Raw genomic sequence first — 25,752 nt, 5'->3', positions numbered from 1 at the left:
TTATAAGGATTCTACGATGAAAAAAGTTACCCCTGACGATGTTAACTCAACCCGTCGACGCCTATTAAAGACATTCGCGGCTTCGGGGATTTCCAAAGCACTTATTACCGGCTCACCGCTGGTTTCGGGAATGCTGTTTGCGCGTCACGCGGATGCGGCGGATGCACCGGATAAATCAGTTGCCATTTATGTACCTGGTGGCGCAATTCGGGATTTTTGGGTGCCCACAGGGTCGGGAAGCAGTATGGTCTTACCGGCGATGTCGAGTGGGTATGAAGCGGTTAAGACAGAATGTAATTTCCTGCTTGATATGGCACACACCAGTGGTGGCCACGGTCGCACACCGTTACTGCTCTCCAATCGCTGGAATGGCAGCGACAGTTATGATGTGCAAATGGGCAAACAGCTCGGTCCTGGAATGCCTTTCACCTACGTTAATCTCGGGGTACACAGTAACGGTCAGGGGTATTTGACCCGTGACGGCAATTCCCAGATCCCTTTTGAGGACAATCCATTCAATGCATTCAATCTGTTGTTTGGTTCTGGTGCCAATAGCAACCCTAAAACCCCGATTATGGATGCTCATGCCGCTGCGGCAAATGCGATCAGAAGCAAACTGGCGGGATATGAAGTGCAGCGTCTGGATGAGCATTTGCAGGCGATTGATGATACCCGTCGCCGCCTGGATGATCTAGGGGGAGGTGGCGGGACATGTTCAGCTGCACCCAATGGAACTGAGTTTCCCTTGACGCACGAAACGTTCAGTCAACAGGCCAGACTGCAGGCGGATATTGCAGTGGCAGCCTTGAAATGTAACTTCACCCGCTCAGTGTCGCTAGCATTTGGTAATCATCAGGGGGAGTTTCGTATTCCTGAATTGAATTATCAGGGGCTGTACCATCAATCCATTCATGGCGGGAGTAATGGGCTTCCTGACTACCCTTATTATGTTGAAATGCGTCGCCATTTGGGCAGTTTATCTGCGTACTTGATTGGACGTCTCAGGGATGAGGGGATTCTGGATAGTACTATTGTTGTGGAGACGACGGATATGGGGCATGCCGATGTGCATGGTTCCAGTGATGTTCCATTGTTAATTGCAGGCGGTGGGGGCGCGATTCAAAGAGGTGTGACCACCTCGGGCAATGGTTTTAATCAGCACGATCTTTTGCACACTGCGGCTCGGGCCTGTGGTGTGACACTCGACTTTGGTCGGGAAATTCCAGGGGTTCTGGTTTAGCTGCGGAATAGGGGGCCTGCTTCTTATTGGCAGGCCGGGTTTGCGCACGGGCTAAGCGTTGTCTCTTAGCCCGTGGCGATATGACCGAGAGCCTTGCTTATCGAACACGTTCAATAATGGCTTTCCAACTGACCAGTTTGAAATTCTGGTTTTCCAGTTGGTACGCAGGATCGATGTTGTACCAGTCCTGAGCGATAAACATGCCTTCGGGATAGGCCGCACCCAGGTTTGCTGACGTTGCGACAATGCCGTCGGTATCGCTTGCTCCGTCTACACCCAGTGTATCGTTGCCAATAATTGCAAAGGTACCGACGATTTCAAACGAATTATTCAAGTCATAGATAACATAGGTATTGTTCCCCTGACTGGACGCGATCAGGTACTTTTCGTTGCCGCTGTTGTAAATCGTCAATCCTTCTACATCAGCAACCAGTTGTTCCCCGTCAGTACTGGCGAGCAAGGTTCCTGTTGTTGCGGCTGCAGGTTCTGCTGAAAATGACCAGATGCCGTGATCTTCCTCTCCCAGATAAAGGGTGTGGGTTTCATCATCGACGACACAGCCTTCGGGCTGGGTTGCAACGGAAAGCGTACGGACGATTTCGCCTTCGACACCTGATGCCTGGAATGATAATTCCCACTGTTCTATCGTGCCATTTTTTCCGTTCACAAAGACATACGGCGTGCCATTGTGTGCTTGGTAAAGGCACAGCCCATACACCTCGTCGACGTTAGATTTTAACTCGGCGGCGGCTCCATGAATTTGCTCTCCTATTGCGGTTAATGGCTGAATAGGCGGATTGTTGTCGGAAGCTGCGCTGATTTTATACAGTGGAATCGTATTCAGTTCCCGGTTGGATGCTGCTGCCAGAGAAAAGGTCGATCCATCCCAGTCCGTTACGTCGCTGCGAATATCCACGTTATTGGGTTCGCCGCCTTCAAGGTATTGAATCTCTTTGCCCTGAAGGTCATATGCCATCAGACCACCTTGTTTGTTGGTGGCAATAATCAGGCTTTGGCTGACATCGTCGGGGTTCAGCCAGAATGCTGGATCATCTGCTGCGTCACCATCATCATCCACTTCTTTGGTTTCGCCGCTGGCAGCAACTAACGAGACACCTGTAACGTGCAGTTGACGATGATCGATAATGTTTGAAAAGCTGACATCCAGATCAGGAAGCTTTCGAGACAGGGATTCGGTTGAAACGCGTTCATATACTGGCTCATCTGCTTCCGTATTGGCCAGCCACAGGGCCTGATTAGCAACGGCAAGGGCTTTGGCCTCTTCGATACCATCGACTTCAAACTTCCCTAAATAATCATTGTTGTTGTCACGGGAATAGACCAGAAACCCTGCACCTTCATCTGCCGCAATCAAATAGCCCTTACCGTTGGGCTGATAGACCATTTCGAGACCTTCCACTTCTTGCAGATGGCCCAGTGGTTCTATGCTATCCACCAAACGCCGTTCTTTCACATTCTCGGCATCGGATCCATAGGCCCAAATGCCGAGGTCTTGCTCGGCGACATAAAGCGTAGCGTTCTGATCGTCAATAATGCAGGCACTCAGTTCGCCCCCGACGTTGAAATGTCTGACTGCTATGGGATCGCCAAACTCATCATTCACAGTACTGCTGATCTGTCCGTTTTCAAATTCAATCTTGTACTGGATGACATCGCCCTCTTCGGAGGTCGCAGTGGCGGTGAGTTCGCCGGTGGTAATGTTTTTGTACAGACAGATTGCAGACGGCTCTACGGGAAGTGAAATGTCGCCGAGTGGTTCGATGGTGTTATCAAATACTGAAAAAAAGCGAATGCTTTCTTCTTCCGGTAAGCCTACAGCCAGTAGATCAACTGCGTTTCCGTTGATGTCTTTGATGCCGTAACGAATATCGGCACCCAGGAATTCACTGCTGTCATCGTGGAACACTTCTGAACCATTTTCGTCAAAAACGGCAAGGCCATCGCCCTCAAGTGTGACGATCAATCGGTGTTTATTCTGGTTCTCGGGATCTTGCCATACCGTGGCATCGGCAATGTCACTGTAGTGTGTTGCCGTTACGAGATCGCTTTTGACAGCCGTGCCGGTGTTCTGGTTATCGGGATTGGGACTGTCATTATCGTCGCTGTTACATCCGCCTAACAATGCGGCAAGTACCAATAACGGTAAACCTGATTTATACATTTCACTTTCCTGTTCTGGGTTTCTATGAGTTTTGAATGCGTATCGACTGCATCCGTGTTGCGTGAGCGTGAAAGTAGAAAGTATGTATGACTAAAACATGACAGGTGATTTTCAGAGGGCAGTCCCAGCCGGAAAATGGTGGTGGAAGTGGTCGCTTTGTGATCGATATGAGCTAATCGCACTTTGTATTTGATCGTTTTTCGCCGGATTGAATTTAAATTGCTGGTATGTCGTATTGCTGATGTCGGGATTCTATCGCTCAAACCAATCCGGCAGAGTTGATCTTCATTTATTTTGAATCGCAGCTCAATTCTGTATGAGCTCATTGGACTGACGCATCATTCCTTTTGTCATAAAAATGAAACTAAAACTGCGTAAAACCATTTTATGACAATTTAATGAACGTTAGAGGGGAATTGCCGGTTCACTCGGATACCACCACACCATGGACATTATTCACCGTATCAAGTATTCGATGATGGGCAACATTGCACATCTCCTCAAACACTGTTATTGGATTTGTTGCTGCATCTTGCTGTTGGGGGTGCAGGGACTGGCGAATTATCTGGGGGGGGAATTCAAGCCCCGGGAGGACTGGGACTGGGCGGATATCCTGGGAGAAGGTTTGGCCCAAATTTTAGTTTTCAGCTGGTTCCTGTTGATACTATCCATTCGAAGTGCAGGGCGAGTTACAAATTTGTTTGCACTGGGGTTGATTGGAATCATGATCTCCACGCAGCAGGATCTACTCGATGAATTCATTGAACTGCCGGATGGCGTTTTATGGGACAGCTGGTTGGAGTCTTTTCCCGTAGGGCTCATGATCTTTACCGCCGCAGTGTACTTTTGGCGAGAAGAACAAAGCCAGATTAACCGGTTTATGGCGAAACGAGAGCTGGCATTCCGCAGTGATAAGCGCAGCCGGAGCGCCCTTGGTTTAAGTGATTATTCCGGCTTTTATGATCAGTTGTCGTCTTATATGAAGCGTTATCCTGAACAGTGGCAGCAATCCTCTATAGCTTTTATACAAGTGGATCCGTTTAGCAATATCGTCCGGGAATACAGCCCAGGTATGGTCGATCACTTGTTGAGTTCTGTCAGTGAGTTATTGCTATTGGGCATCCGGAAGCAGGATTTGGCTTGTCATTATCAGGATGGGTGTTTTGCAATTTTTCTTGAAGGTCTGCAAGGCGAGCAGGCGAAACACCGAGTTGAAAAACTCAGTCACGCCATTTCCGCCTTTCCTGTTGATCTCGGAGGGAGTGACAGAATCGAAGGGACTCTTGGGGGGAGGACGATTGCGTTCAGTTGTTCTGATATCAGTGGCTTTGACCTTGATGCGCTTCTGCAGGAGGCCCGAAAAGCACTAGTCGTTCAATCTCTTGAGGTGCCGCAGTTTGGCTCCGAGAATGCTTCTTCATAGCGCGCTTATGATGGTTGGCAATCTGTTTTGGCAAGTCCAATGAAATTGAATGACAAGCAAGGGATTCCGATCCCTTTTGACTGGTTGACAGCAGATGATCGTAGCATTCCCGCCATCAGCCATGTCTCAACGCCATTGGAATTAGCGCTGCATCAGCTCCATCAGGGGACTGTGGCTGCGCATTTCATATTACGGCGGACGGGATTGTTTCAAGAGGATATAGCGAAGCAAAACTTTAAAGTCACACCCCGCCAATTCGCCTGCCTGCTCAGCAATATTAAACATGAAAATGAGGACATGGCTTCTACAATTGGACTCCGCTATTTACCCGGTAGCTTTCATGAATTCTCTGATTTGCTGATGCATTCCCCAGACATCAACGCATTTCTGTCTAATTTTGAGCGTTTCGGTTTCCTGTATTCGCCACTGTTGACACCAAGATTGTGTTCAACATCCAGGACAACAAGTCTATTGTTCGATGATCGTTTCGGTGTGGTCACGCACTTAAAACTCAAACGTTTTATGTTTGAATTGATGGCCAGTGCAATCGTTTCGTGCATCAATTGGCTTCAGCCTAAGCCTTTGAACTGGACACTCGAGGTCTGCCATCCCCGAAACATACGACAACCCTGTATGTTTGATCACTGGGGCGTAGACGTCCACTATGAATCTCCGCAATACAGATTAAGTATTCAGACTGGAGATCTCGCTCGGCAAATGGCGCGGGCTTCCAACACGGTGTATCAAGTGGTCAGTCAAAAGTGTGCTGAATACGAGGAGCAGACAATATCTTTATCCCTGCTCGACATTGTACGAGGCCGATTAAGGGCAAACCTGAGGGACATGCCCAAATTGAGCGACATGGCGAACGCACTGGAAATGAGCGACGCGACATTCAAACGTAAGCTAAAACTTCATCATACACACTACCAGCGCCTGGTAGATGAAGTTCGGTGTTCCGAAACCTTATTGTTGCAAAAAGAAGGTCTACTCAGTGATGAGCAAATAGCAGAAAAACTGAACTTTTACGACGTCAGCAACTTTCGACGGTCACTCAAGCGCTGGCGGGCTTTGCCGTGATAATGATTTTAATGAGTGAAGTATGAAAGCTCGCCATCGGCTTTAATTTGTGCACCAACAAATAATTTTTGCTAATTAACACACAACATTCGTAAATTGAAGTTCAAAGGGCAAATATCACTGCGAGTAGGTGCTACTGTTGGCGGGGGGGAGCTTGGGTTCAATGGACGATAGAGCATGGCTGAAATTGCGGAGTAAAAGTAATCGAAAAAGAGATCGAATAAACATGATATGTGTAGATATTATATTTGAGTCAAAGTCATTTTCTGAACTTGCAGTTTGGAACCACATATTCAACGTTTTGTTGAAGCAGGAGTCTTTCACCCCTGAGCTTAAGCTAAATGGAAGGAAAACTAATTGTCGTAAACTTGGGTCATTAATATCTTCGAAGACAGGATTTATAGTAGAAGGAGAAAATTTTGAGGTAGATTCGACATTGATCGGCAGGTTTAACATTGGTCGGGTTGAGATATGTTGGGATCCTCAACGAGTAGTGATTAATCCGCGCGATTGGGTAATGCCATTTATCGGAGAAAAAGGGTTTGTGCAAGCTTGGGTTTATAATCGAGATTATATTCACTGGCAGAACGCTGAGGATCCTTTGGAATATGAATGTGCTGGTAAGAGTGTCGATGGCTTAAAAATGAAGAGTAATGGTCTGCCACCGCCGTTGCAAATGAGCGTAGTTGATGTTTCAGACAATCCTGGGCGTGTACTCCTCAAATCTGGTTACGTAGAAGCGGTGGCGAGCACTATGTGGGTCAGTGAAAAGTTGGCCAATCGAACAGGGTTTGCCATGCAAGAGTTAAAAAACGAGTCATGGTTTAGCGTGGTTCCACTAAGTGATGAAGTTTATGAGCTTGAATTTTCGACTAATATTTTTGAGCCAAATGATGGTACTGACAATCTCCAAAGGAGTATACGTAAACTTCTCTTCCGATAAAGTGTTGTGACGTGGACTCCCTTAGTTTGTTTCTTTTGCGTCAATGATTTGATTCTGCTGGTAGTTGGCATTGGTAACTGGTGCAATAGACACTCTGTCATCGCGTTATTTCTGTCAATGTTGCACAATTGTATTAAACATATTTTCAGTAAGGAGGGCTTAAGTGTGGCAATTCAAATCAATAAATTGAAGAGATCTGATTTGGAAGCGAACCCATTTTGGTATCATCCAATGGATGACAGCGTGGAAGACGAATCATACGTGAGACCCAGATTCCCAACCATACTTTTAAAGGATGAGTAACCAATTGGTGGTGCCCTCTGCGGGATGGGCATAAACTGCATGGCAGAAACACAGTAATTATAATTTGGTCGCAACTAGGCTAATACAGGGCTGGAACGCCCCGCAGATGAGGGGTTCGGTATGTACTCAACTGTTGGCGGGTTTTGCAATGATTTTGGTTTTACAAAAATGTAAACCTGCTTTGCATGACAGGAATAGGCAAGGATTGGAGAGCATTGGGTTAACTCCCTGTTTCGATGATTCGGTATCTTGATGTGTAAGAACTGAGCATGGCAAATGTGCATGCCTATACTCGGGAGCTTCATTCGGGAACTGCTATTTGGGAGAAACAATGTTGCGTAGACATGGGTTTAGTTTTGGAAGAAGGAAGGTGTCATGGACTGTATCACTATTTCCGGTGCTCGCGATCACGTTTGTGATGCCGGTCGTAGCGCAAAAGAATATCGTAAGTAGTGAGGAATCCATGATCATCGTAAAAAAAGAATCGCCAGCTTCAATCAAAGGGCCGGATAACTGGTTTACTGGCACGGCCTGGATTGAGTTTATCAAAGCAGAACCAGAGACACCTTCACAAGTAACGGCTGCGCGTGTGACCTTTGAGCCAGGTGCTCGCTCCAACTGGCACAAACATCCCCTTGGCCAGCTTCTGATCGTGACAGATGGTGTGGGCTGGACACAGGTGGAGGGGGAACCCAAAGTCGAATTCAAAGCAGGGGATGTTATGGCTTGCCCCAAAGACAAGAAACACTGGCATGGTGCCACACAGCATAGTTCAATGACGCATATTGCTGTTCAGGAAGCGCTGGACGGGAAAAATGTCGAATGGTACGAGCCGGTGAGCGATGCGGATTACCTCGCGCCGATTAAGTCAGACTGAATCGCGGAAATGAAAAGGTCCGGTATGACATGAGCGGCATAGCGTTCGGAGTCATGGGCTATTTAATCGAAAATTGAGCGAAGATCGGTTCTGGCCGGTTTTCCTCTTTGATATCACCTGTCTTTGCTCAACACGTTGTTAAGTCTTTTTTAGAACAAAATTGGCGTAGTTTATTCCTTGATTAATTGTAAGTTTCCATTTGAACTTCAGATTCTTCACAAATAAACTTAATAGATCATATGTGAAGTATAGGAATTATGAATGGAAAAGCGGCTATTTTATTTAATGAACACGGCCCAGCACAGAATGTTCAAATATGCGGACTCCCAAAGTGAAAGAAGAATTGGGTTGTCAGTCACGCAATCAGCCGCGCTCATGTTTATTGCCAAAAACGAAGGTTGTTTGCAAAAAGCACTTGCTGAAGCAATGGGATTAAATCAATCTGCAGTGACAGGGCTTATTGGTCGAATGGTCAAGAACCGGTTGATTGAGCGAAAAGCCTGTAACGAAGATGGACGGGCATCACGATTGTATCTTGCCGAGAAAGGCAAGGAAAAACTACCCGAGATTTTCCCGTTAGTTGGCGAGATGAATGACAAGTTAACGGCGGATTTTTCCGCCGAAGAGATTGAGACTGTCACTAAATTTTTAAATAGAGTGATTCAGGATCTCAAGTGAGCAGGGCTCTTTCAGTTATTCCGCGTGCTTCACATTCATCGTAATATCTGCAGAGAAACACTTGTTGCCATCGGTATCGTACGCAGCAACAGGAACGATCACTTCGCCCGCTTGTGAAAAATCCACGTTTTCTGCATCACAGACCACTTTTAAGTCTGTCTTGGCCTTGGCGAGATATTGCACGGTCATTCCTTGTGGAATCCAGCGCGCCCCTTTAGGTATCGAGGCATCCGTTGTCATGCCAGCCACCAATTCTGCCGCATTACACATCGCGATAGCGTGAATGGTGCCTAAATGGTTATGCACTTTTTTCTGATTTTTCAGGGTGAGCTCACAATAGCCGGGTTTAAAGTCGGTAATGGCAGGGTCGATGGTTGAAAAGTATGGAGCTACTTGCCCGATTCCCTGAGAAAAAGCGTCGCCACCCATTTGTTGAAACATTGCTAAAAATTGGCTCATAGAGAAATCCTCATTGAATATTTAATTATATACTTCATGTATGAAGTAATAATAGTTTATATATGAAGTAAATGGTTTTGCAAGAATTATTTCCTTATTGCATTAAGCTATAGGCGTGAGACCAATCATGACCGTAGAAATGTGTGGAGTGTATCGAAGTGTTTCAACTTCCTGTTGCTAACACCGATTGTTTCCAAAGTCCCGGAGACTCGCCAGTCTGCGACCTAAACAGCTTTGAAAAAAAGCTATCGTTGGTATAACCAACTTGGTAAGCAATCTCTTTTACAGAAAGGTTTGTTGATAGTAATAGCTTTTTGGCTTTATCAATTTTGACCTTCTGAAGATATTGAATGACTGGCAGTTTTGTCGCTCCTTTAAAACGCCTTTTTAGATTCCTTTCGCTGAACCCAAACCGGGTCGCCAGCTGCTCTATGCTGACAACATCCAAATAGTTTTGCTCAATCCATTGTTGAATGTTGAGTATCTGTTCGTCAGTATGGTTTCGCGTTCCCGGTAAAATAGGCGAGAGGTTTTTGGGGGAGTTTAGCAAAAGGTGAGAGGCGACTAGTTGGGCAAAATCATTACCCTTGTCTTGGGCAATCAAGCCCAATAAGGCATCCGTGGCGCCGCTGAGGGAGCCCGTTGTATAGAGATTTTCATCCATTAAGTAACTCTCATGACTTGTAAATCGACTTTCCGTAAATAATTGACTCAACTTTCTTGCAAAAGCCCAGTGTGTTGCCATTAATACCTTACTGGCATGGCCTGTTCGCGCAATAAGATAAGCGGCCGTACTCATCGAAAGAACTGGCATATTGCCGATAATTCTTGGGCTTAACCAGTTCGTTATTTGGCTGTATTCCTTTGGTGGGTTTTCTAATTTTGTTCCTTCCATTGCCGGAATGACGATTAAGTCATAATGGTCGTGATCAGTCAATTTGCTATCAGCAAAAATGGCAGCACCACAGGCGCTGACGACTTTTCCACCGTCTATGGAGACGTTCCGTACCTGATAGCTTTGTTCCAAACCAAGATGATTTTCAACGAGAGAGACGATTCTAAACAGGTCATTAACCAAAAACACATTCATTGCCCAACAGCCTTCATAAACAAGTACAGCGACAGTTTTCATTATTTGCCCTTTTGGATATTATGGCCCGATCAGACTGGATAAAGTCATTATAGGGCATCGGTCAACTTATGTCTGTTTGGTAAAGTTAGCTTCGACATTTTCAACGAAGAGGTATCGATAAATGGCACAGCAAACGGCGACTTATATTCAAAATGATGCTTTTGCAAAAAGTTTGGGTATAAAACTGTTAGATGAGGGCGAAAACACCGTCAGGTGTGTGTTAGAAATCAGAGAAGAACATAAAAATGGATTAGGAACGATTCACGGAGCAGTCATTTTTGCACTGGGGGATATTGCATTTGCTGCTGCCTGCAATACTCAACAGGTATCGATTGGTATGCAGGCGGATATTCGTTACCTAAACAAGCCGAAAAGTGAAAGATTACTGACAAAAGCGCAATTGATTTCCGGGTCAAAAAAAATTGCACACTACGAAGTGATTATCTCGGATGATGTCGGCACGAAGGTAGCGGTGTTTACAGGAACCGCCTATAGACTACCGAATCGGTAGTGAGAGTTGAGATGTTTAGATGAGTATATTTTTATGCCTTCGCAGCCAATAAAGACTTTGGTAAAGGTTCCCGGCGGGAGCATCTTTGTAAAACAATGGACGCCTGAGAAAAAGCTTTGTGATTCACCACTAATTTTGTGCATGATTCCTTAGGGGGGAGTGGCGTGAATTTCCAGAGCAATGAGCTCGGACGCTATCACGTCCGGTTAATGCATATGATCGCCTAGGATGATTCGATAAAGCCAGTTTGTATTTTCCATTTATTGAGATGGCTCTAGTAGTCTGATAACACCGGACGGGAAAGACGTTTAATAGTATGAGCCGGTGAGTGAGGCGGATTACCTTTCACCGATTAAGTCGGATTGAAATCGCAGAAATGAAAAAGCCCGGTATGAAAACCGGGCTTTTTTGTTTTGGCGGTGAGGGAGGGATTCGAACCCTCGATACGTTGCCGTATACACGCTTTCCAGGCGTGCTCCTTCGACCGCTCGGACACCTCACCAAAAACTGTTTCAAATCAAGACTTGCGTGCCTTGTTTTGAGGTGCGCTACTCTATAACAGCATAAATTAAAAAGCAACACTCTATTTGAAATTACTGTGTATTCTCTGCAAATTCAGGATTGTGAAGCAATTTGAGGCGATTGTGGTGTGATGACTTGATGGGATTTTAACCATTTGGTTACTTGGTTGAGTGGCATGGGTTTGGATAGGTAATAGCCTTGTGCGTAATCACAGGTCATCTGTTCAAGGGATTTGAAAATTTGCAGGTTTTCAATACCCTCGGCGACGACTTTGTAGCCCAGGTTGTGGCACATGCGTAATGTGGTTTCCACAATGACCGCGTCGTCTCGGCTTTTATCCATTTCCATCACGAATGACCGGTCAATTTTGATTTCCTGAACAGGCAGTTTTTTGATGTAGCTGAGGGAAGAGTGCCCGATACCGAAATCATCAATCGACAGACGCACACCCAGAGCGCTGAGTTGTTTCAGTCTTGAAAGCGCCTGCTCAGGTTCTTGCATAACTGAGGTTTCAGTAATCTCAAGGATCAGGTGCTGCGGGTCGATATCATATTTCTGTATTTGTTTTTGAATCATCTGTACAAAATCATTCTCCCGGAGATTCATCGCAGAAATATTTACGCTGATGGCAATGTCTTTATGCAGAGGGCTTTCATCGTCTTTGAAGTCTCGATGGGATAATAATGTTTTTCGATCTTTTAAGGCTCGGTCTATGACCCAGGTCGTTACATACCGAATCAGCCCGGTTTTCTCGGCCAAGGGGATGAATTCGTCAGGTGATACCATGCCTAATGTCGGGTGTGGCCAGCGGATAAGCGCTTCAAATCCGGTGACACATTGTTTCTGGTAGCACCACTGTGGCTGATAATGCAGTTCCAGGGAATCGCTATCCAGGGCGGTTTTCAGTTCACCCATTAATCTTAGGCGACGCTCGTTGTAGGGGTTGATATCCGGACTGTAGACACAAATCTGGTCATTTTGTGCTTCCGCCAACTCCACTGCGATTTGTGCGTTGCGCATCCAGGTTTCGAGGCTCTCGTCATTATTCGGGGTGATCGACAGCGACAGGCCGAGGTCGATATTCATATCCTGGTATTTTACCGGTTCGCTGATTTTGCTCAGGAATCGCCGGATATCCACCACGAACTCATCCAGGCCGTCGTTCAGCCAATGCAGACTGGCAAAAAGAGCCCCTTCGAGGTGAGCGATACAATGGTCACCAGAGGCTGTGGTTTCCATTACAACGGTGGTTTCCAATAGATCCAGGTTCGCCGTAAGCTGATTGGAAAAACGCTGCAGAATGACTTCTGCGTTGAGGTGTCCGAGTGTTTTATTGATTTCATGAAAACGGTTCAGGTGAATCATGACGATAATATAGCGTCTCACTTGAGGCTGGGGCGATTGCAGAATGTCGAGCAAGCGATTGCGAAATACCGTGACATTGGGAAAACCGTTGGTCGCATTGTGGGTTGCCTGATAAATGAGCTTTTGTTCTGCGATTTCACGGCGACGTGCTTCTTCAAGCTTTGCATGTTGCGCTTTAAAGCGGGCTTCGCGCTCCCGGTTGAGCATGTCGGCGAGTGCAAAGCTCAGTAAAATCGCTTCCAGGGCAGAACCCCATTGCAGGCCATATTCTGTAATACCGTTACGGGGAATAATGCCGTATTTGTTCATTGCCGCTGCGGTTGTCCCCATCAGGAGGGAGAACCAGGCAATGGTGAAAAATCTTGCGACTTTGTGGCCCCGGTACCACGCAATAGGGCCGCTTACGAAAATTAGGATGCTGGCCGGTATAACAAGAAATACGGAAACCTGAGTCGACGTTGCATAGGGGAGTACAAATGCGCCCGCGATGCACCCCAGGCTCAACACAATGATAAGTCTCAAGCTTTGGGAGAGGCGGGGTGCATAGGATTTAAGGCGCAACAGCGACTCTGTAAACAAGCAGGAGAAAAGCATGGTGGAAGGCACAAAAAACAGCACGAACAGTTCCTGCAGGCTGGGTAGATCCGGAAACACGTATTGGAACAGTACGCCGTGCATGCTGGCTTGCATGCAAAGAAATGAGAATACAAAACCAACATAGTAAAGATAGGCCCGTTCCCGGAGGGACAGGAACAGGAAAAAGTTATACAGCACCATTACAATCATCATGCCGTAATAGATGCTTTGGCTAATCAGTCGTGTTTGGTCGGAAAGCAAGTAGGCCTGTTCTTTCCAGAGTGACATGGGAACCTGTGTCGAGCCTTGGGTCTTCACGCGTATGAATACGGTGGTTTCCTCGCCGGGTTGGAAGGCTATGGGAAACAGGAAGTCCCTGTGGGTCAGTGGTCTCGTATCAAAGGGAAGGGTGTCTCCAGTGTGGTACTCACGGGACAATACCTTGTGCTTAAAGACATAAACGGAGACTTGATCTAGCAGTGCATAGTCGATCGCCAGCAACCGCCGATCAGGTTCAGTGCCTGAGTAGTTGAATTGTAGCCGAAACCAGTATGTTGAATCGGTATAGCCGAAATTAGGGATATCTGATGGTGATGGTTGCCAATGGTTCTTCGCAAGTCGATGGGTATCGCCGATATCCAGGCGATTCTCCGGGTCCTCAAGATAGTAACTGTGTTGCCCGAGGCGTATCTCATCAACATTGGGTGAGACCAGAACTGGCGCAGCAATAGCGGGCATTGTCACCATAACGGTAACCAGCCATACAACGAAACGAAGTGCAGCAGTCAGTTTTGTTATGAACACCTTCAGGCCTTTAATTGTTGTTTTTGTTTTCAGTATAGACCCTAATGGATTGGGGGGTTTAGATACAACAGTACATTTGTAGCGCTTCTGTAACGTTGTATCTTTTTGACTGTGGGAATTTAGTCATTAAAGAACGCTGGTCGGAAGTCGCAAAGTGCACGCCATTGGGCGTCGTCGATTGCTCCGTACATTTTGTGCTTACCCGGATCGAGTTGATCGACGGTGCTTTCCAGTGCACGCAGGGATTGTATGGCGCTCTCTATATGCTCAGAAGCGTTATCCAGTAGCTGCCATATACTGGATGCCTTCCGTTGCATTGGAGGGTGATAGGCGGAGCCAATGGTAATTAACCATAAATCCATTCCCAGTACGGACTTTTCCCAATGGGTAACTTTTGCCTGATCATGGATGTTAAGCTCGTCCAGCTTTGCATCCAGGGCGGACTTTTCCTGAATCATTTTGTTTTGAATGGCTTGCAGGAGTTCAAATATCAGTCCGAGTCGCTCTTTACTCATCTTGTCCGGATGATTAAGGGCTTTAGAGAGCTGTGCTGATTTATCGATCACACGCTTTCTGAAAATGGCTGCCATGGCGAGAATCATGGCTCGGGTTTGCGGGTCGACTTCGTTGAGCTTGGCGAGTAAATGCCGGGATTTCATTTTCAGGTCTTTGCGACGCTTTCGGCCACGTAACCAGTTGAAGACCCAGTCTGAAAGAATTTGCATGTTAAAATTGAGTTCCCTGAATCTACAATCTATAACCTAGGTAATGAAGGGCTGTGGTTTACAATAGCATGGCTGATATAGATTATCACGTTTCGGGAATTTTGATTTTACTGTTGCTGGTGGCCAACGGTGCCCCCGTGCTTGCGCGTTACATGCTGCGTCGCCATTTTACCTGGCCAATTGATTTTGGTATCGCGCTCGGGGATGGCCAACGCCTGTTCGGGCGCACCAAGACGTACCGCGGAGTGGTTGCGTCACTGCTTTTAACTTCGCTGGCGGGTAGTCTGTTTGGTTTGGGTGGACTCAGTGCTCTATTGTTTGCTTGTTTATGTATGGTAGGGGATTTGTTAACCAGCTTTTTCAAGCGTCGATTGGGTATGTCATCGAGTGCTCGTTTTTTTCTGATTGATCAATTGCTTGAAACCCTTTTGCCGGTTCTGGTCTTCATGCCGGTTTGGGGGTACTCAATGATTGAGGCCGGTGTGATCATTCTGGGGTTTGTATTGTCGGGATGGATCATTTCACCGGTTCTATTTCTATTAGGTGTTCGTCGGCATCCCCATTGACGGTGCTTTACCGAGGATTATTTGTGCTGAGGATTATTTGCTCTGGTGCAGGCGATGAATAGTAATTTCCGGCAGGCAGTTCAGGCGAACATCAATAATTGATGAGCCAGCCCCGACAGACGTATATCCCTGCATCGCACCACAGTGCCAAGCCCCTTTCCCGACATAACGGGGGCAGTTGGAATCCAGTATGATGGGCGTTCCCCCCGGCAGGCAGATTTGGCCACCATGGGTGTGGCCACAGAGAAAGGCATTGAAGCCGGCATGGGCAGCTTGCAAGTAAACTTCCGGTGTGTGACTCAAGAGCAGGCTGAATTGATTGTCAGGAATGCCGGCACGTGCTTTCTCTATGTTGTCTACCCGAAAGAAGTGCGCATCATCAATGCCTGCAAGGTAAATTTTTTCAGTTTGCTGTGCTTCTGGTGCTTCTGGTGACAGCGAAATGCTGCAATTTTCATTCATCAGCATTTGAATGCCCAGCTTTTCCATCTCAGGCACCATGCCAAGGCAGTCATGGTTCCCAAGCACGCCATAGACTTGCCCTTTAAGATGAACTCTTAGCAAGGCCAGGCGTTTCAGGGTTTCCTGAAAGGAGCCAAAAGTCAGCCCTCGGTAGTCACCCGTCATCACAACCATGTCGTAATTGACAGCCCGTACTGCAGAAATCAAGGCATGTACGAATTCCGGTGACATATCAATGTGCAGGTCACTCAGGTGCAGTATTTGGAAGTTATGAAATCGGGTGGGTATCAGTGGGCTATACAGTGTGTTATACCGAGTCTGGATGTTCAGTGCGTTGCGTTTACCGCGCCAGTAAAACCCGGATGCTCTGAGAATCCCGCGCATAAGACCATGAATCGAGTACCAGTTTTCAAGATAAAGCAGTCTGCGCTTCCGGTCGTAGACTTTCTGGTGGTAGTGTTTTTCAATGCCAATGCGCTGACGTGTATGAACATCCCCAAGTCTGGGTTCGAGAAGCGTGTATAGCGCGTCATAATCAACAATTTCTGAGTTCACAGTGTCGGGCATGTCCGGTTCATCAGCACAAAGTTAGCGGGCTGTGGCAGTGCACAAATTATAGTGTATTCTGTGACCATCAGCCTTGATGAATTTGAAAGTGCTGTTTGAAAAATGCGCTAAACAATTCATTTAATGTGCTTTTTAGAAGAAATCCCGGTAAAAACTGCAAATAGGCATTGCAGTTTTGTTAATGTCTTTGTTAGAATTCGCGCTCGCTTGGGGACAGCAGGAAACAACGCTGCTGCAACTGGCGCCTCAGTGGTGACTTTCATAACATGCTCACCCGTTATGGTGTCTTTTGCCGGTCCTCCCGCAACATGAAACCGTGAACCCGGTCAGGTCCGGAAGGAAGCAGCCGTAGCGGTGGACTGTGTGCCGGGATGTGGCTGGCAGAAGATGCCACCCAAATCTCTCGATAGTGCCCTCTTAATTTTTCATCTGAAGTTCCAGTAACCATTTCACCAAATAAAAATCGTTATAAAGGCATCCAGGAGCGTCTGGAAAAGCCACCCTGGCGCTCCCTATGGTAATCGAGAATGCTCCATTTCTTGTTCGCGTTGATTTGGTCATGCCGTTATGCGAATACATGGAAATTGCCTGTTGATCATCCGCGAGTAATCCCGATAAAGTCTGCCACTGTTCAGAAGATCTGTTACAATCTCCGGCTATTCGAGCAAACGCACGAGAAGTGAACCCTAAAAGACAGCCTTGAGCTTGTAAAGAGCAGCCATGAGTCCGCAAAGCCAGAGTCAGGAAGTATGAGTTATCAAGTTTTAGCCCGGAAATGGCGACCAAAAAGTTTTGCCGAGTTGGTCGGTCAGGAGCATGTTTTAAAAGCCTTGGTGCATGCTTTGGACAGTGGGCGGCTTCATCATGCTTATTTATTTACCGGTACCCGGGGGGTGGGGAAAACCACAATCGGGCGGATTCTGGCAAAATGTCTTAACTGTGAACAGGGGGTGGTGTCTGCGCCCTGTGGTGTGTGCAGTGCCTGTCAGGAGATTTCGGAAGGTCGATTTGTTGATTTGATCGAAATTGACGCGGCGTCCCGCACCAAAGTCGAGGATATGCGGGAAATTCTCGATAACGTTCAATATTCTCCTACCCGAGGGCGATTTAAAGTGTACCTGATCGATGAGGTGCACATGTTATCCCAATCCAGCTTTAACGCGCTCCTGAAAACCCTGGAAGAGCCCCCTGAGCACGTGAAGTTTTTGCTGGCAACGACTGATCCGCAGAAACTACCCGTGACCATTCTGTCTCGATGCCTGCAGTTTAATCTAAAGAATATGCCTGCAGATAAGATTGTTAGTCATCTACAGCGGATTCTGAACGAAGAACAGATTGAAGGTGAAGATAATGCGCTCTGGATGCTGGCGCGCGCTGCAGAAGGCAGTATGCGTGATGCTCTCAGTCTAACGGATCAGGCCATTGCCTATTGTAAAGGGCTGGTGAAAGAGAAAGAAGTTAGTGAGATGCTGGGTACAGTGGATCAGCGGCAGGTTTACCGTCTGGTTAACTATCTCGCCGGCAATCAGCCGCGTGAGCTTTTGGCAGAAGTTGAAGGGTTATCGGAATACAGCCCGGATTATCGAAACGTACTGGAACAGATTATTTCGATTATGCACCGGACAACCATCGAACAGGTTGCGCCGGGAGCGATTGATAATGCCAGAGGGGATCAAGACGCGGTTAGAGAACTGGCGTCATCGTTGTCTCCGGAAGATGTTCAGCTTTTTTATCAAATTGCGCTTGTGGGGCGGCAGGATCTTGCGCTTGCTCCAGACCCGAGAGCCGGATTCGAGATGGTGCTTTTGAGAATGCTTGCTTTCCGGCCCAACGCACAACATGCGGCTGAGGTTGCAGCCCCTGATTCCGGTCCCGTGGATGTGGATCAGGAGCCCGAGCAAAAAAAAAATTCTGAAAACGGAATACTCGATCACTCAAGCGCAGTAGAAGCTCAGTCGCCAGAAATCTCGGCACTTCGTGAACCGGTTTCTGAAGCCCCTCAAGCGGTTAAGGTGGCGCCACCGAGCAGTTCGGTAGCTGACGACTCTCTTCCTCCCTGGGTAACCGAGTCTGTGCCCGATGCCGATCCTGGTACCGCTGGCCTGCAGCAGGATAACCGGGCTCAGGTGTCTTCTGTGCCAAAACATGGTATTGAGTCTGATGAAGTAAGTTCTGACGTCAGATCGAATAGCGTCATGTCCGGTGCCTCCAGGCAGCCTAACCACGAGGATCAATCAAATCTCCGGCAAAGCCCGCCGGAAGTCGCAAGTGATCGAGTGGCGGCTGAACCGGTTATCCCTCATCAGGATCCGGATCGCGTCGTTGCCCAGCCAACCGAAATTGCACAGCCTCGCGAAAGTGCGGGTCACCATATAGCAGAAAGTCCAAAACGAGATCAGTCAGGTTCAGATGCCAGCTTGCCGCCACCTGAGCTAAATCAACCGGCAGCAAATACTCAAGTGAAAGAGGCATTAGAGCCCATTCCACTCAGTGAATTTGATTGGGTCGGGGACTTCGAATCGCTGGGTTTGACCGGCATGACCATGAATATTGCTGCTCACTGTGATTGGGCTTCTGATGGCAGTCTGGTGACTATGCGTATTGATGTGGGGCACCACCGGATGTTGACTGAAGTCCATCGCAAGCGAATTGTGGATGCGGTTCAGGCGCGGTTGGCTGAGCCGGTGCGAATTGAGTTCCTGGCAGAACAACCCGTTTCAGAAACGCCCATGCAAAGGCGTGAGCGCAACCGGGCAGAGCGTTTGGCACTGGCAGTGCAGTCGATTGAAAATGATCAGAACGTGCAGCAGTTTATTGCACTCTTTGATGCACGAATTATGGAAAAAACGGTTGAACCGATTGATCCGGTGCGTCAATAATGGGGTCTGTAGCAGTTTTGAGTTTAAATTAAGTCCAATAGAGACGAGGTAGACAATGTTTAATGGCGAAATGGGCGACTTCATGAAGCAAGCCCAAAAAATTCAGGAGCAGTTTCAAAAAGCCCAGGAAGAGCTTTTAAACGCAGAAGTGACCGGTGAATCCGGGGCGGGGCTGGTCAAAGTTATTATGAACGGCCGGCATGATGTAAAAAAAGTCGATGTTGATCCTTCCGTGCTTACCGAAGAAAAAGAGCTTTTGGAGGACTTGCTGGCGGCTGCAGTCAATGATGCTGTGCGCAAAATCGAGAAGCATAATCAGGAAAAAATGGCTGGATTGGCAGGCGGTATGGGAATGCCTCCCGGATTCAAAATGCCGTTCTAGATCCTCACGGGAGTTTAGCCATTGTTATGAGTATGTCACCTCTCATTGATGAATTGGTGGCCGCGTTCAGGTGTTTACCGGGCGTCGGACAAAAGTCTGCATTGCGCATGGCGCTCTATTTGCTTGAGCGGGATCGGGAAGGCGGTACCAAGTTGTCTGGCGCACTGTCTCGGGCAATGGTGGACGTCAAGCGCTGTCAGCAATGCCAGACATTTACCGAGGCTGAACTTTGCGGCATTTGTGCCAGTGACCGTCGGGATCCCAAAACCGTTTGCGTCGTCGAGACGCCTTCTGATCTGCAGGCAATCGAACAAATGGGGCTATATGAGGGGACTTATTTTGTCTTAATGGGTCATCTTTCTCCTCTTGAAGGGATTGGTCCTGAGGAAATTGGTATAGATCGTTTCTGTAAGCTCATTGATAAAAACGAGTGTACCGAAGTGATTCTGGCGACCAATCCGACGGTAGAAGGTGAAGCGACCGCACATTTCATTGCTGATATGGTAAAGTCCCGTAATGTTCTGTTGACCCGGCTTGCCCATGGTATCCCGGTTGGTGGTGAGCTCGGTTATAGTGACGGTAGCACCATCAGTCATGCTTTTCAGGGCCGTCGGCCGTTTGCTTGAGAAATTCTGGTTCGTTGTTTAATGTCGTTAAATGTTGTATTTGTTGCTTCCAACGAACAGCTGATTAACCTTTCCAGGCAATGGAAAGGTCAACGCTGGTTGTGTGTGGATACTGAATTTGTACGGGTAAACACGTTTTACCCCGAACTGGGCCTGTTGCAGATAGCAGATGAATACGGGGTCTATCTTGTAGACCCGTTAGCTTGTGCGGATTTACAAGTGATCGCCGATGTTTTACAAGACCCGCAGATCCTGAAGATCATGCATTCGATCAGTGAAGATATTGAGGTTTTCTCGCACGCTTTAAGATGTGCACCTCAAAATATCTTTGATACCCAGATTGGTGCTGCGCTTGCCGGCAAAGGGGGATCGATTGGGTACGGCGCGTTGGTGGAAGATTATTTGTCGATTGGTTTGCCTAAATCTGAAACCCGTTCAGATTGGTTGCGGCGTCCGCTTAGCAGTAAGCAGCTTGACTATTCTGCAGACGATGTACGGTATTTATATCCTGTCTATCAAAAGCTCTTTGAGGAACTCCAGCATCTGGGATTTTATGAGGCCGCGGTGGAAGAATCAGATCGTGCCCTGAATTCTGCATTATCAAATGATCCGGATGATCACTATTATTTAAAATTGCGCGGTGCCTGGAAGTTACCCACAAAAAAACAGCAATTGTTGCGCTCGCTATGTAGTTGGCGTGAGCAACAGGCCAAGTCTTGTAATGTGCCGCGCCAACATGTTATTAGTGACAATGCCTTGATCGAAATTGCTCAACGTCGCCCGTCCTCTATACAAAAGCTGTCACGTATTCCCAAACTTCGTCCCAGTGTGATTAAAACCCACAGTGATACCTTGTTGAAACTGATTCGTGAGTCAGAATTTGATTCGGGGGAGTTTGCTGGTAGAATTCCTCCCCCGCTTAGATTGGTTGAGCAAAAATTATACAAGCGACTAAAGGCGATCGTTTTGCAGTTCAGTGAGCAAACCGGTATTGCGCCGGAGGTGGTAGGTCGTCGCAAGGTCTTGGAGAAGGCTGTTCGTGAAACATTGGATACTGGTGAAGTCAGTTTGCCAGACGATTTTAACGGGTGGCGCGCGCAGAATTTGAGGCCGATGTTTGAGCGGGAAATGCAGTTGTTTCTGGCAAGTGTGACTGTAGAGTAAGTCACACTTGCCATGTACACCGGATGAAAGTGAATCAAGAGACCAGTATGAGTTCAGTTAAATTAATCTGTTCAGTTTTTCGGAGCAGTAAAAAAGATGAAATGTACCTGTACGTTGACAAGAAGCAGGGCATTAAAAATCTTCCCGAGGCACTGATGACCGTTTTTGGTGAGCCTCGACACGTCTTTGACATGCTTTTGACCGAAGACAAGAAGCTCGCTCGGGTCGAAGCGAAACAAGTGTTGGCCGATATCCGGGAAAAAGGTTTCTCGCTGCAGATGCCTCCAGCCGATACCGATAGCTTGCTGGAGTCCCATCGCCTTGAACTCGGATTGGATAAACACGTTGAAAAGCGCTGGTAGTCGAGTATGACCGGGATAAAACCATTCTGGAAAGAAAAAACGTTGCATCAGATGACGAAATCCGAGTGGGAGTCATTGTGTGACGGGTGCGCCAAATGTTGTTTGCAAAAACTCGAAGATGAAGATACTGGTGATGTGTTCTATACCGATATCGTCTGCCAGTATCTGGATGAAAGTTGTTGTGGTTGTACCGTTTATCAGGAGCGACATGAAAAAGTGCCGACCTGTATCTGGTTGAAGCCTGATGATTTGCAATCACTGGGCTGGTTGCCGTCGACCTGCGCTTACCGACTGGTCTATGAAGGGAAAGACTTACCCGAATGGCATCCATTGCTTAGTGGTGACCCGAACTCGGTCCATAAAGCTCATGCGTCAATTAAAGGTAAAGTGATCTCCGAAAATGATGTGCCGGAGGATGAATGGGAAGATCATATCATTGATCACCTGTAGTTATGGATCTGTAGTTATGGACCTGTAGTTATGGACCTGTAGTTATGGACCTGTAGTCATGCACAAACGCCAAGCGTAAAAATTTTAAGCGTGAAAAAGTGAATCCAGCACGATAGTCCGGAAGATATGTAAACTGGCGGATGTCTGGATTCGAAAATAGAGTATTGGACAAGTTCAGTCACTGGCAAAAGAGGCATTAACATGGACCGTTTTCTTGATATCGGGTTCATATTGGATTCGGGTTATACGGCAGTTTGGATCGGTTATTTATGTTCCAGTGCACTTTTGTGTGTTGTATTCTGGCGCATGACGCGTTTTATTCGCTGGTGGGGTGTGCGCCGTTTTTTACGTCTTGCTGTAGCTGTGTTGTTGTTTACGCCGATTTGGCTACCCAGCGATGAAGACTGGTTAGCACCCGCGTTTATGGCTCTGGGTTATGAGCTTTATGCCGGTAATCAGGAAACAGTTGAGCTCTCACTCAAGCTGATTGCTGCAGGATTAATTGGTGCAATGCTGTTGGTGAAACTGGAGTTCATTCTGCGCAAGTTTTTCGGAAAAAATGAGGCTGTTGAGCCTTCTCTTGAATCTGCTCGTACAGACGATCCTCCGCTGGCAGAAAACAATGCGAGGCTTAACTGAATTTTAGTTGATAAATCAATCAGTAAAGCGACCATATTGAGGTTGATTATTTGAAGTTGCGTTGTTCTTGTTGTAAAAGCTGCTATAAATAGAGTAGACAGCAAATTTGCAATACAGGATATTATGAATGCGGCTTCTGCCTTTCCGCCCGAAATCACAGTATTCGGGTTTTGTCTGTTTCTTCCTTTTTTTATTTTTTAATGCTCTGCCAGTTTCTGCTGCCGACGGGCCGTCAGATGTCCGTGTGTTGATTGATATTTCTGGCAGCATGAAAAAAAATGACCCCAATAATCTCCGTATTCCCGCGGTAAATTTATTGACTGAATTAGTACCAGATGGTTCCACTGCCGGAATATGGACTTTTGGTCAATACGTTAACATGCTGGTGAAACATCAGAAAGTTGATGATTTGTGGCGAAAGATGGCGAAAAACAAAGCAAAGGAAATCAACTCCGTCGCTTTATACACTAATATCGGTGGTGCAGTTGAAACTGCGAGTGATGATTTCTATAAAAGTGAGTCTTTTGAAAATACGCACTTCATCCTGTTAACGGACGGGGTTGTCGATATAGATCGGGATCCGGACAAAAACCTCTCTGAACGTAATCGTATTCTATCGGATGTGTTGTCCCGAATTTCTGATCGCGGGGCTCGAATTCACACCGTTGCACTTTCTCAAAATGCCGATTTGTCTCTAATGGAAAAACTGGCGGTGAAAACCGGTGGTTTGGCAGAAGTGGCGAACTCATCGGAAGATTTGACCCGTATTTTTGTGCGGGCTTTGGATCAGGCCGTACCCGCGGAAGAAGTCCCCCTGGAAGGAAATACATTTGATATTGATTCCAGCGTTGAGGAACTCACAGCGCTCATTTTCAAGAAACCCGGAAGCCAGCCCACACGAATTATCGAACCGGACGACAACGGTTATAGCAAAGGGCAAAAACCAGATTATGTGGACTGGTACAGTGATAAAGGTTACGACTTGGTTACCATCAAGCAACCTTTAGAGGGGCAATGGCGTATAGAAGCGGACTTGCTTCCGGACTCCCGAGTCACCGTGGTGAGTAACCTTTCAATGGAGGTTGCCCAGTTACCCTCCAATTTTTTCGCCGGACAAACACTGCATATGGAAGTTGCTTTTAAAGAAGGTGAGAGCACTATAGTTAACCCTGATTTTCTGAAGTTGATTGATGTGGATCTTAATATTCAAACAGAAGACGGAAAATCAGGAACGAAACGATTGTCCAAGGCAGAAGCTCCGCCAGAAAATGGAATCTTTGAAGATAATATCAGCAAATTAAGGCGGGAAGGTCGTTATATTGTTAACGTGCTTGCTGATGGCAAAACATTCAAGCGAAAACACCGCCAGGTGATTACACTTCGATCGCCATTGAACCTGGAAATGATCGTCGCAAAAGATGATCGCGGTGAATCGATTTATCGTTTGGTTATTGCACCGCAAAATAAAGAAATTGATACTGATAAAACGAAAATTGTTACCAAGATTAAAGCGCCGGATGGAAACAACCTGATTAAAACGGTGCCATTTAATAAGGCATCAGGTAATTGGGAGCTGGATATCTTCCCGAATAAAGGGGATGGTAAATATGTTGTCCAGCTGAAAGTAAAAGGCGTAACGACCGATGGCGGTGAATTCACTTTCGCCCCTCGCTCTTTTGACGCGGTTTATCCCATCGAAGTTGGCGCGCAGGCGATCCAATCAATTCCTGAGCCTGAGGAGTCAGAACCGGATAGCGCTGTGGAGGATGACCCGGATCAGCCAGACGAGCCTGCGTCAGTGGACGAGGCTGATGAGTCTGTTATCGCGCCAATTAATGTACCGGAAACCCTGGAACAAGAAAGCCCTGACGTTACCGGGAATGAGTCAGATGATGCTGCGCCGGAAGAGCAACCTGATTGGCTATTGATTGGTGCAGCGGCGGGCGGTGGTTTGTTGCTGCTTGCAGGTGCGCTGTTCGCATTTCTGAAAATGCGCAAAGGCAAGCAGAAGGGTGATGAAACTCAGGAGAGAGGATCTGATGACCCCGAGCTGGGCGATACCGATACGTTTGATGAACCCGATGAGTCCTTACCTGAGGCCGCTCCAGTTGCCGCCCCTGCAAAGCAGGAGCCGGTGCTTGAGATACCTGAGGAAGACTCCCTCGACGATATTGATGATCAACTGGACTTTGTTGATGATCAGGAGTTCGGGATGACGGACGATACCGCTGAGTTGGAACAAATGGTCGCCGATGCGGCAGAAGAAGCATCTCAGGCTGCGGAAGATATTGAGGAGCAGGAGTTCGCGCAAGAGCCTGAAATGAAGATGGATGTGGAAGATGCTATAGATCTCGATGACCCCGGCGATGAGCTGCCGGTACTTGACGACATCGCAGAGGATGCGCCTGTGCTTGAGGACGCTATCGACGAAGATATGGATATGATGTCTGAAGATCCGGGTATGGGGGGGTCAGAACTGGATGCGGGTTTAGATGAGCCGGATATCGATGAGCCGGGACTTGATGAGTCGGAACAGGAGATTCCTCAACTGGAACCGGAGGCAATGAGCCCTGAAGAAATCGAGGCCACATTGAATGCAATGGACGGGGCGGATGATTTCTCTGAGGAAGATGAAGTCATGGAAGGCAAAACGGCTGAAGATATTGCAGATGATATTTTGGCCGAAAATGGCGTGGAGGATGATGACGAGGAATTTAATCTGGAAGATTTTGATATCTCGGAAACAGACGATCTGCCCTCGGAGGATGAAGACGACAAAAAGGACTGAGCCTTGTTTCAGGTTGTACTGACCTTGTTTCAAACTGTACTGATATG

Annotated in this window: 22 protein-coding genes, 1 tRNA gene and 1 other RNA gene; 17 read left to right on the top strand and 7 right to left on the bottom strand. The window is 47.2% G+C overall.

Annotated elements, in window-relative coordinates; all coding sequences use genetic code 11:
• The first annotated feature begins 16 nt into the window (after positions 1-16).
• Positions 17-1,240, top strand: coding sequence for a DUF1552 domain-containing protein (locus OLMES_RS16640; protein ID WP_087462305.1), 1,224 nt, complete (start codon positions 17-19; stop codon positions 1,238-1,240).
• A gap of 97 nt (positions 1,241-1,337) precedes the next feature.
• Here OLMES_RS16640 and OLMES_RS16635 read toward each other — a convergent pair whose 3' ends face one another.
• On the bottom strand, positions 1,338-3,422 hold the full coding sequence (locus OLMES_RS16635; RefSeq protein WP_087462304.1) for a phytase: 2,085 nt from the start codon (positions 3,420-3,422) through the stop codon (positions 1,338-1,340).
• 445 nt (positions 3,423-3,867) lie between these two features.
• Between OLMES_RS16635 and OLMES_RS16630 the strand changes: the two genes are divergently transcribed.
• From OLMES_RS16630 to OLMES_RS16610, 5 genes are all read left to right on the top strand, one after another.
• Positions 3,868-4,845, top strand: coding sequence for a GGDEF domain-containing protein (locus OLMES_RS16630; RefSeq protein ID WP_087462303.1), 978 nt, complete (start codon positions 3,868-3,870; stop codon positions 4,843-4,845).
• 39 nt (positions 4,846-4,884) lie between these two features.
• Positions 4,885-5,925 (top strand): AraC family transcriptional regulator, encoded by a 1,041-nt coding sequence (locus OLMES_RS16625; protein WP_087462302.1) that lies wholly within the window; start codon positions 4,885-4,887, stop codon positions 5,923-5,925.
• 163 nt (positions 5,926-6,088) lie between these two features.
• Positions 6,089-6,868, top strand: a complete 780-nt coding sequence (locus tag OLMES_RS16620; protein ID WP_087462301.1) for a hypothetical protein — start codon at positions 6,089-6,091, stop codon at positions 6,866-6,868.
• Between the two features lie 673 nt (positions 6,869-7,541).
• Complete coding sequence (locus OLMES_RS16615) at positions 7,542-8,048, top strand: (R)-mandelonitrile lyase (RefSeq protein WP_232465129.1); 507 nt, start codon at positions 7,542-7,544, stop codon at positions 8,046-8,048.
• 261 nt (positions 8,049-8,309) lie between these two features.
• Positions 8,310-8,726, top strand: a complete 417-nt coding sequence (locus OLMES_RS16610; protein WP_087462300.1) for a MarR family winged helix-turn-helix transcriptional regulator — start codon at positions 8,310-8,312, stop codon at positions 8,724-8,726.
• A gap of 15 nt (positions 8,727-8,741) precedes the next feature.
• Here the strand turns inward: OLMES_RS16610 and OLMES_RS16605 are convergent, their stop codons facing one another.
• Positions 8,742-9,185, bottom strand: a complete 444-nt coding sequence (locus OLMES_RS16605; protein WP_087462299.1) for a hotdog fold domain-containing protein — start codon at positions 9,183-9,185, stop codon at positions 8,742-8,744.
• Between the two features lie 163 nt (positions 9,186-9,348).
• Positions 9,349-10,317, bottom strand: a complete 969-nt coding sequence (locus tag OLMES_RS16600; protein WP_087462298.1) for a GlxA family transcriptional regulator — start codon at positions 10,315-10,317, stop codon at positions 9,349-9,351.
• 121 nt (positions 10,318-10,438) lie between these two features.
• On the opposite strand from OLMES_RS16600, the gene OLMES_RS16595 reads away from it, so the two are divergent.
• A complete protein-coding gene (locus OLMES_RS16595) occupies positions 10,439-10,828 on the top strand; it encodes a PaaI family thioesterase (RefSeq protein ID WP_087462297.1) in 390 nt (129 codons plus the stop codon).
• A 414-nt stretch (positions 10,829-11,242) separates the two neighbouring features.
• Here OLMES_RS16595 and OLMES_RS16590 read toward each other — a convergent pair.
• The 3 genes from OLMES_RS16590 to OLMES_RS16580 form a co-directional block, all read right to left on the bottom strand.
• Positions 11,243-11,330, bottom strand: a tRNA-Ser gene (locus tag OLMES_RS16590).
• 113 nt (positions 11,331-11,443) lie between these two features.
• Positions 11,444-14,095, bottom strand: coding sequence for an EAL domain-containing protein (locus OLMES_RS16585; protein WP_087462296.1), 2,652 nt, complete (start codon positions 14,093-14,095; stop codon positions 11,444-11,446).
• A 119-nt stretch (positions 14,096-14,214) separates the two neighbouring features.
• Complete coding sequence (locus tag OLMES_RS16580) at positions 14,215-14,820, bottom strand: hypothetical protein (RefSeq protein ID WP_087462295.1); 606 nt, start codon at positions 14,818-14,820, stop codon at positions 14,215-14,217.
• 68 nt (positions 14,821-14,888) lie between these two features.
• On the opposite strand from OLMES_RS16580, the gene OLMES_RS16575 reads away from it, so the two are divergent.
• Positions 14,889-15,386 carry a CDP-archaeol synthase gene (locus OLMES_RS16575; RefSeq protein ID WP_087462294.1) on the top strand — a complete coding sequence of 166 codons (498 nt, stop codon included), beginning with the start codon at positions 14,889-14,891 and terminating at the stop codon, positions 15,384-15,386.
• A 33-nt stretch (positions 15,387-15,419) separates the two neighbouring features.
• On the opposite strand, the gene OLMES_RS16570 is transcribed toward OLMES_RS16575, so the two are convergent.
• Positions 15,420-16,415, bottom strand: coding sequence for a metallophosphoesterase (locus OLMES_RS16570; protein ID WP_087462293.1), 996 nt, complete (start codon positions 16,413-16,415; stop codon positions 15,420-15,422).
• A 290-nt stretch (positions 16,416-16,705) separates the two neighbouring features.
• Between OLMES_RS16570 and ffs the strand changes: the two genes are divergently transcribed.
• The 9 genes from ffs to OLMES_RS16525 all read left to right on the top strand — a co-directional run bounded on the left by ffs (position 16,706) and on the right by OLMES_RS16525 (position 25,705).
• Positions 16,706-16,801, top strand: an RNA gene (ffs, locus tag OLMES_RS16565) — signal recognition particle sRNA small type.
• A gap of 363 nt (positions 16,802-17,164) precedes the next feature.
• Complete coding sequence (gene dnaX, locus OLMES_RS16560) at positions 17,165-19,294, top strand: DNA polymerase III subunit gamma/tau (protein WP_087462292.1); 2,130 nt, start codon at positions 17,165-17,167, stop codon at positions 19,292-19,294.
• Between the two features lie 55 nt (positions 19,295-19,349).
• Positions 19,350-19,676 carry a YbaB/EbfC family nucleoid-associated protein gene (locus OLMES_RS16555; protein WP_087462291.1) on the top strand — a complete coding sequence of 109 codons (327 nt, stop codon included), beginning with the start codon at positions 19,350-19,352 and terminating at the stop codon, positions 19,674-19,676.
• 26 nt (positions 19,677-19,702) lie between these two features.
• Positions 19,703-20,302: a recombination mediator RecR gene (recR, locus tag OLMES_RS16550; RefSeq protein ID WP_087462290.1), complete on the top strand. Its 600-nt coding sequence runs from the start codon at positions 19,703-19,705 to the stop codon at positions 20,300-20,302.
• A gap of 21 nt (positions 20,303-20,323) precedes the next feature.
• Complete coding sequence (rnd, locus tag OLMES_RS16545) at positions 20,324-21,466, top strand: ribonuclease D (RefSeq protein ID WP_087462289.1); 1,143 nt, start codon at positions 20,324-20,326, stop codon at positions 21,464-21,466.
• A 47-nt stretch (positions 21,467-21,513) separates the two neighbouring features.
• Positions 21,514-21,828 (top strand): YcgL domain-containing protein, encoded by a 315-nt coding sequence (locus OLMES_RS16540; protein WP_087464522.1) that lies wholly within the window; start codon positions 21,514-21,516, stop codon positions 21,826-21,828.
• Between the two features lie 6 nt (positions 21,829-21,834).
• Positions 21,835-22,278: a YcgN family cysteine cluster protein gene (locus tag OLMES_RS16535; RefSeq protein WP_087462288.1), complete on the top strand. Its 444-nt coding sequence runs from the start codon at positions 21,835-21,837 to the stop codon at positions 22,276-22,278.
• Between the two features lie 201 nt (positions 22,279-22,479).
• Positions 22,480-22,917 carry a hypothetical protein gene (locus OLMES_RS16530; RefSeq protein WP_087462287.1) on the top strand — a complete coding sequence of 146 codons (438 nt, stop codon included), beginning with the start codon at positions 22,480-22,482 and terminating at the stop codon, positions 22,915-22,917.
• Positions 22,918-23,044: 127 nt separating this feature from the next.
• Positions 23,045-25,705 (top strand): VWA domain-containing protein, encoded by a 2,661-nt coding sequence (locus OLMES_RS16525; RefSeq protein WP_087462286.1) that lies wholly within the window; start codon positions 23,045-23,047, stop codon positions 25,703-25,705.
• The last annotated feature ends 47 nt before the right edge of the window (positions 25,706-25,752 follow it).

The organism is Oleiphilus messinensis (assembly GCF_002162375.1).
GTDB lineage: Bacteria > Pseudomonadota > Gammaproteobacteria > Pseudomonadales > Oleiphilaceae > Oleiphilus > Oleiphilus messinensis.
This window is presented reverse-complemented; position numbering and strand designations above follow the sequence as displayed.

Bases quoted from the DNA above. Each gene is read 5' to 3' on its own strand.
- OLMES_RS16640 (WP_087462305.1), top strand. From the start codon at position 17: ATGAAAAAAGTTACCCCTGACGATGTTAACTCAACCCGTCGACGCCTA.
- OLMES_RS16635 (WP_087462304.1), bottom strand. From the start codon at position 3,422: ATGTATAAATCAGGTTTACCGTTATTGGTACTTGCCGCATTGTTAGGC.
- OLMES_RS16630 (WP_087462303.1), top strand. From the start codon at position 3,868: ATGGACATTATTCACCGTATCAAGTATTCGATGATGGGCAACATTGCA.
- OLMES_RS16625 (WP_087462302.1), top strand. From the start codon at position 4,885: ATGAAATTGAATGACAAGCAAGGGATTCCGATCCCTTTTGACTGGTTG.
- OLMES_RS16620 (WP_087462301.1), top strand. From the start codon at position 6,089: ATGGACGATAGAGCATGGCTGAAATTGCGGAGTAAAAGTAATCGAAAA.
- OLMES_RS16610 (WP_087462300.1), top strand. From the start codon at position 8,310: ATGGAAAAGCGGCTATTTTATTTAATGAACACGGCCCAGCACAGAATG.
- OLMES_RS16605 (WP_087462299.1), bottom strand. From the start codon at position 9,185: ATGAGCCAATTTTTAGCAATGTTTCAACAAATGGGTGGCGACGCTTTT.
- OLMES_RS16600 (WP_087462298.1), bottom strand. From the start codon at position 10,317: ATGAAAACTGTCGCTGTACTTGTTTATGAAGGCTGTTGGGCAATGAAT.
- OLMES_RS16595 (WP_087462297.1), top strand. From the start codon at position 10,439: ATGGCACAGCAAACGGCGACTTATATTCAAAATGATGCTTTTGCAAAA.
- OLMES_RS16580 (WP_087462295.1), bottom strand. From the start codon at position 14,820: ATGCAAATTCTTTCAGACTGGGTCTTCAACTGGTTACGTGGCCGAAAG.
- OLMES_RS16575 (WP_087462294.1), top strand. From the start codon at position 14,889: ATGGCTGATATAGATTATCACGTTTCGGGAATTTTGATTTTACTGTTG.
- OLMES_RS16570 (WP_087462293.1), bottom strand. From the start codon at position 16,415: ATGCCCGACACTGTGAACTCAGAAATTGTTGATTATGACGCGCTATAC.
- dnaX (WP_087462292.1), top strand. From the start codon at position 17,165: ATGAGTTATCAAGTTTTAGCCCGGAAATGGCGACCAAAAAGTTTTGCC.
- OLMES_RS16555 (WP_087462291.1), top strand. From the start codon at position 19,350: ATGTTTAATGGCGAAATGGGCGACTTCATGAAGCAAGCCCAAAAAATT.
- recR (WP_087462290.1), top strand. From the start codon at position 19,703: ATGAGTATGTCACCTCTCATTGATGAATTGGTGGCCGCGTTCAGGTGT.
- rnd (WP_087462289.1), top strand. From the start codon at position 20,324: ATGTCGTTAAATGTTGTATTTGTTGCTTCCAACGAACAGCTGATTAAC.
- OLMES_RS16540 (WP_087464522.1), top strand. From the start codon at position 21,514: ATGAGTTCAGTTAAATTAATCTGTTCAGTTTTTCGGAGCAGTAAAAAA.
- OLMES_RS16535 (WP_087462288.1), top strand. From the start codon at position 21,835: ATGACCGGGATAAAACCATTCTGGAAAGAAAAAACGTTGCATCAGATG.
- OLMES_RS16530 (WP_087462287.1), top strand. From the start codon at position 22,480: ATGGACCGTTTTCTTGATATCGGGTTCATATTGGATTCGGGTTATACG.
- OLMES_RS16525 (WP_087462286.1), top strand. From the start codon at position 23,045: ATGCGGCTTCTGCCTTTCCGCCCGAAATCACAGTATTCGGGTTTTGTC.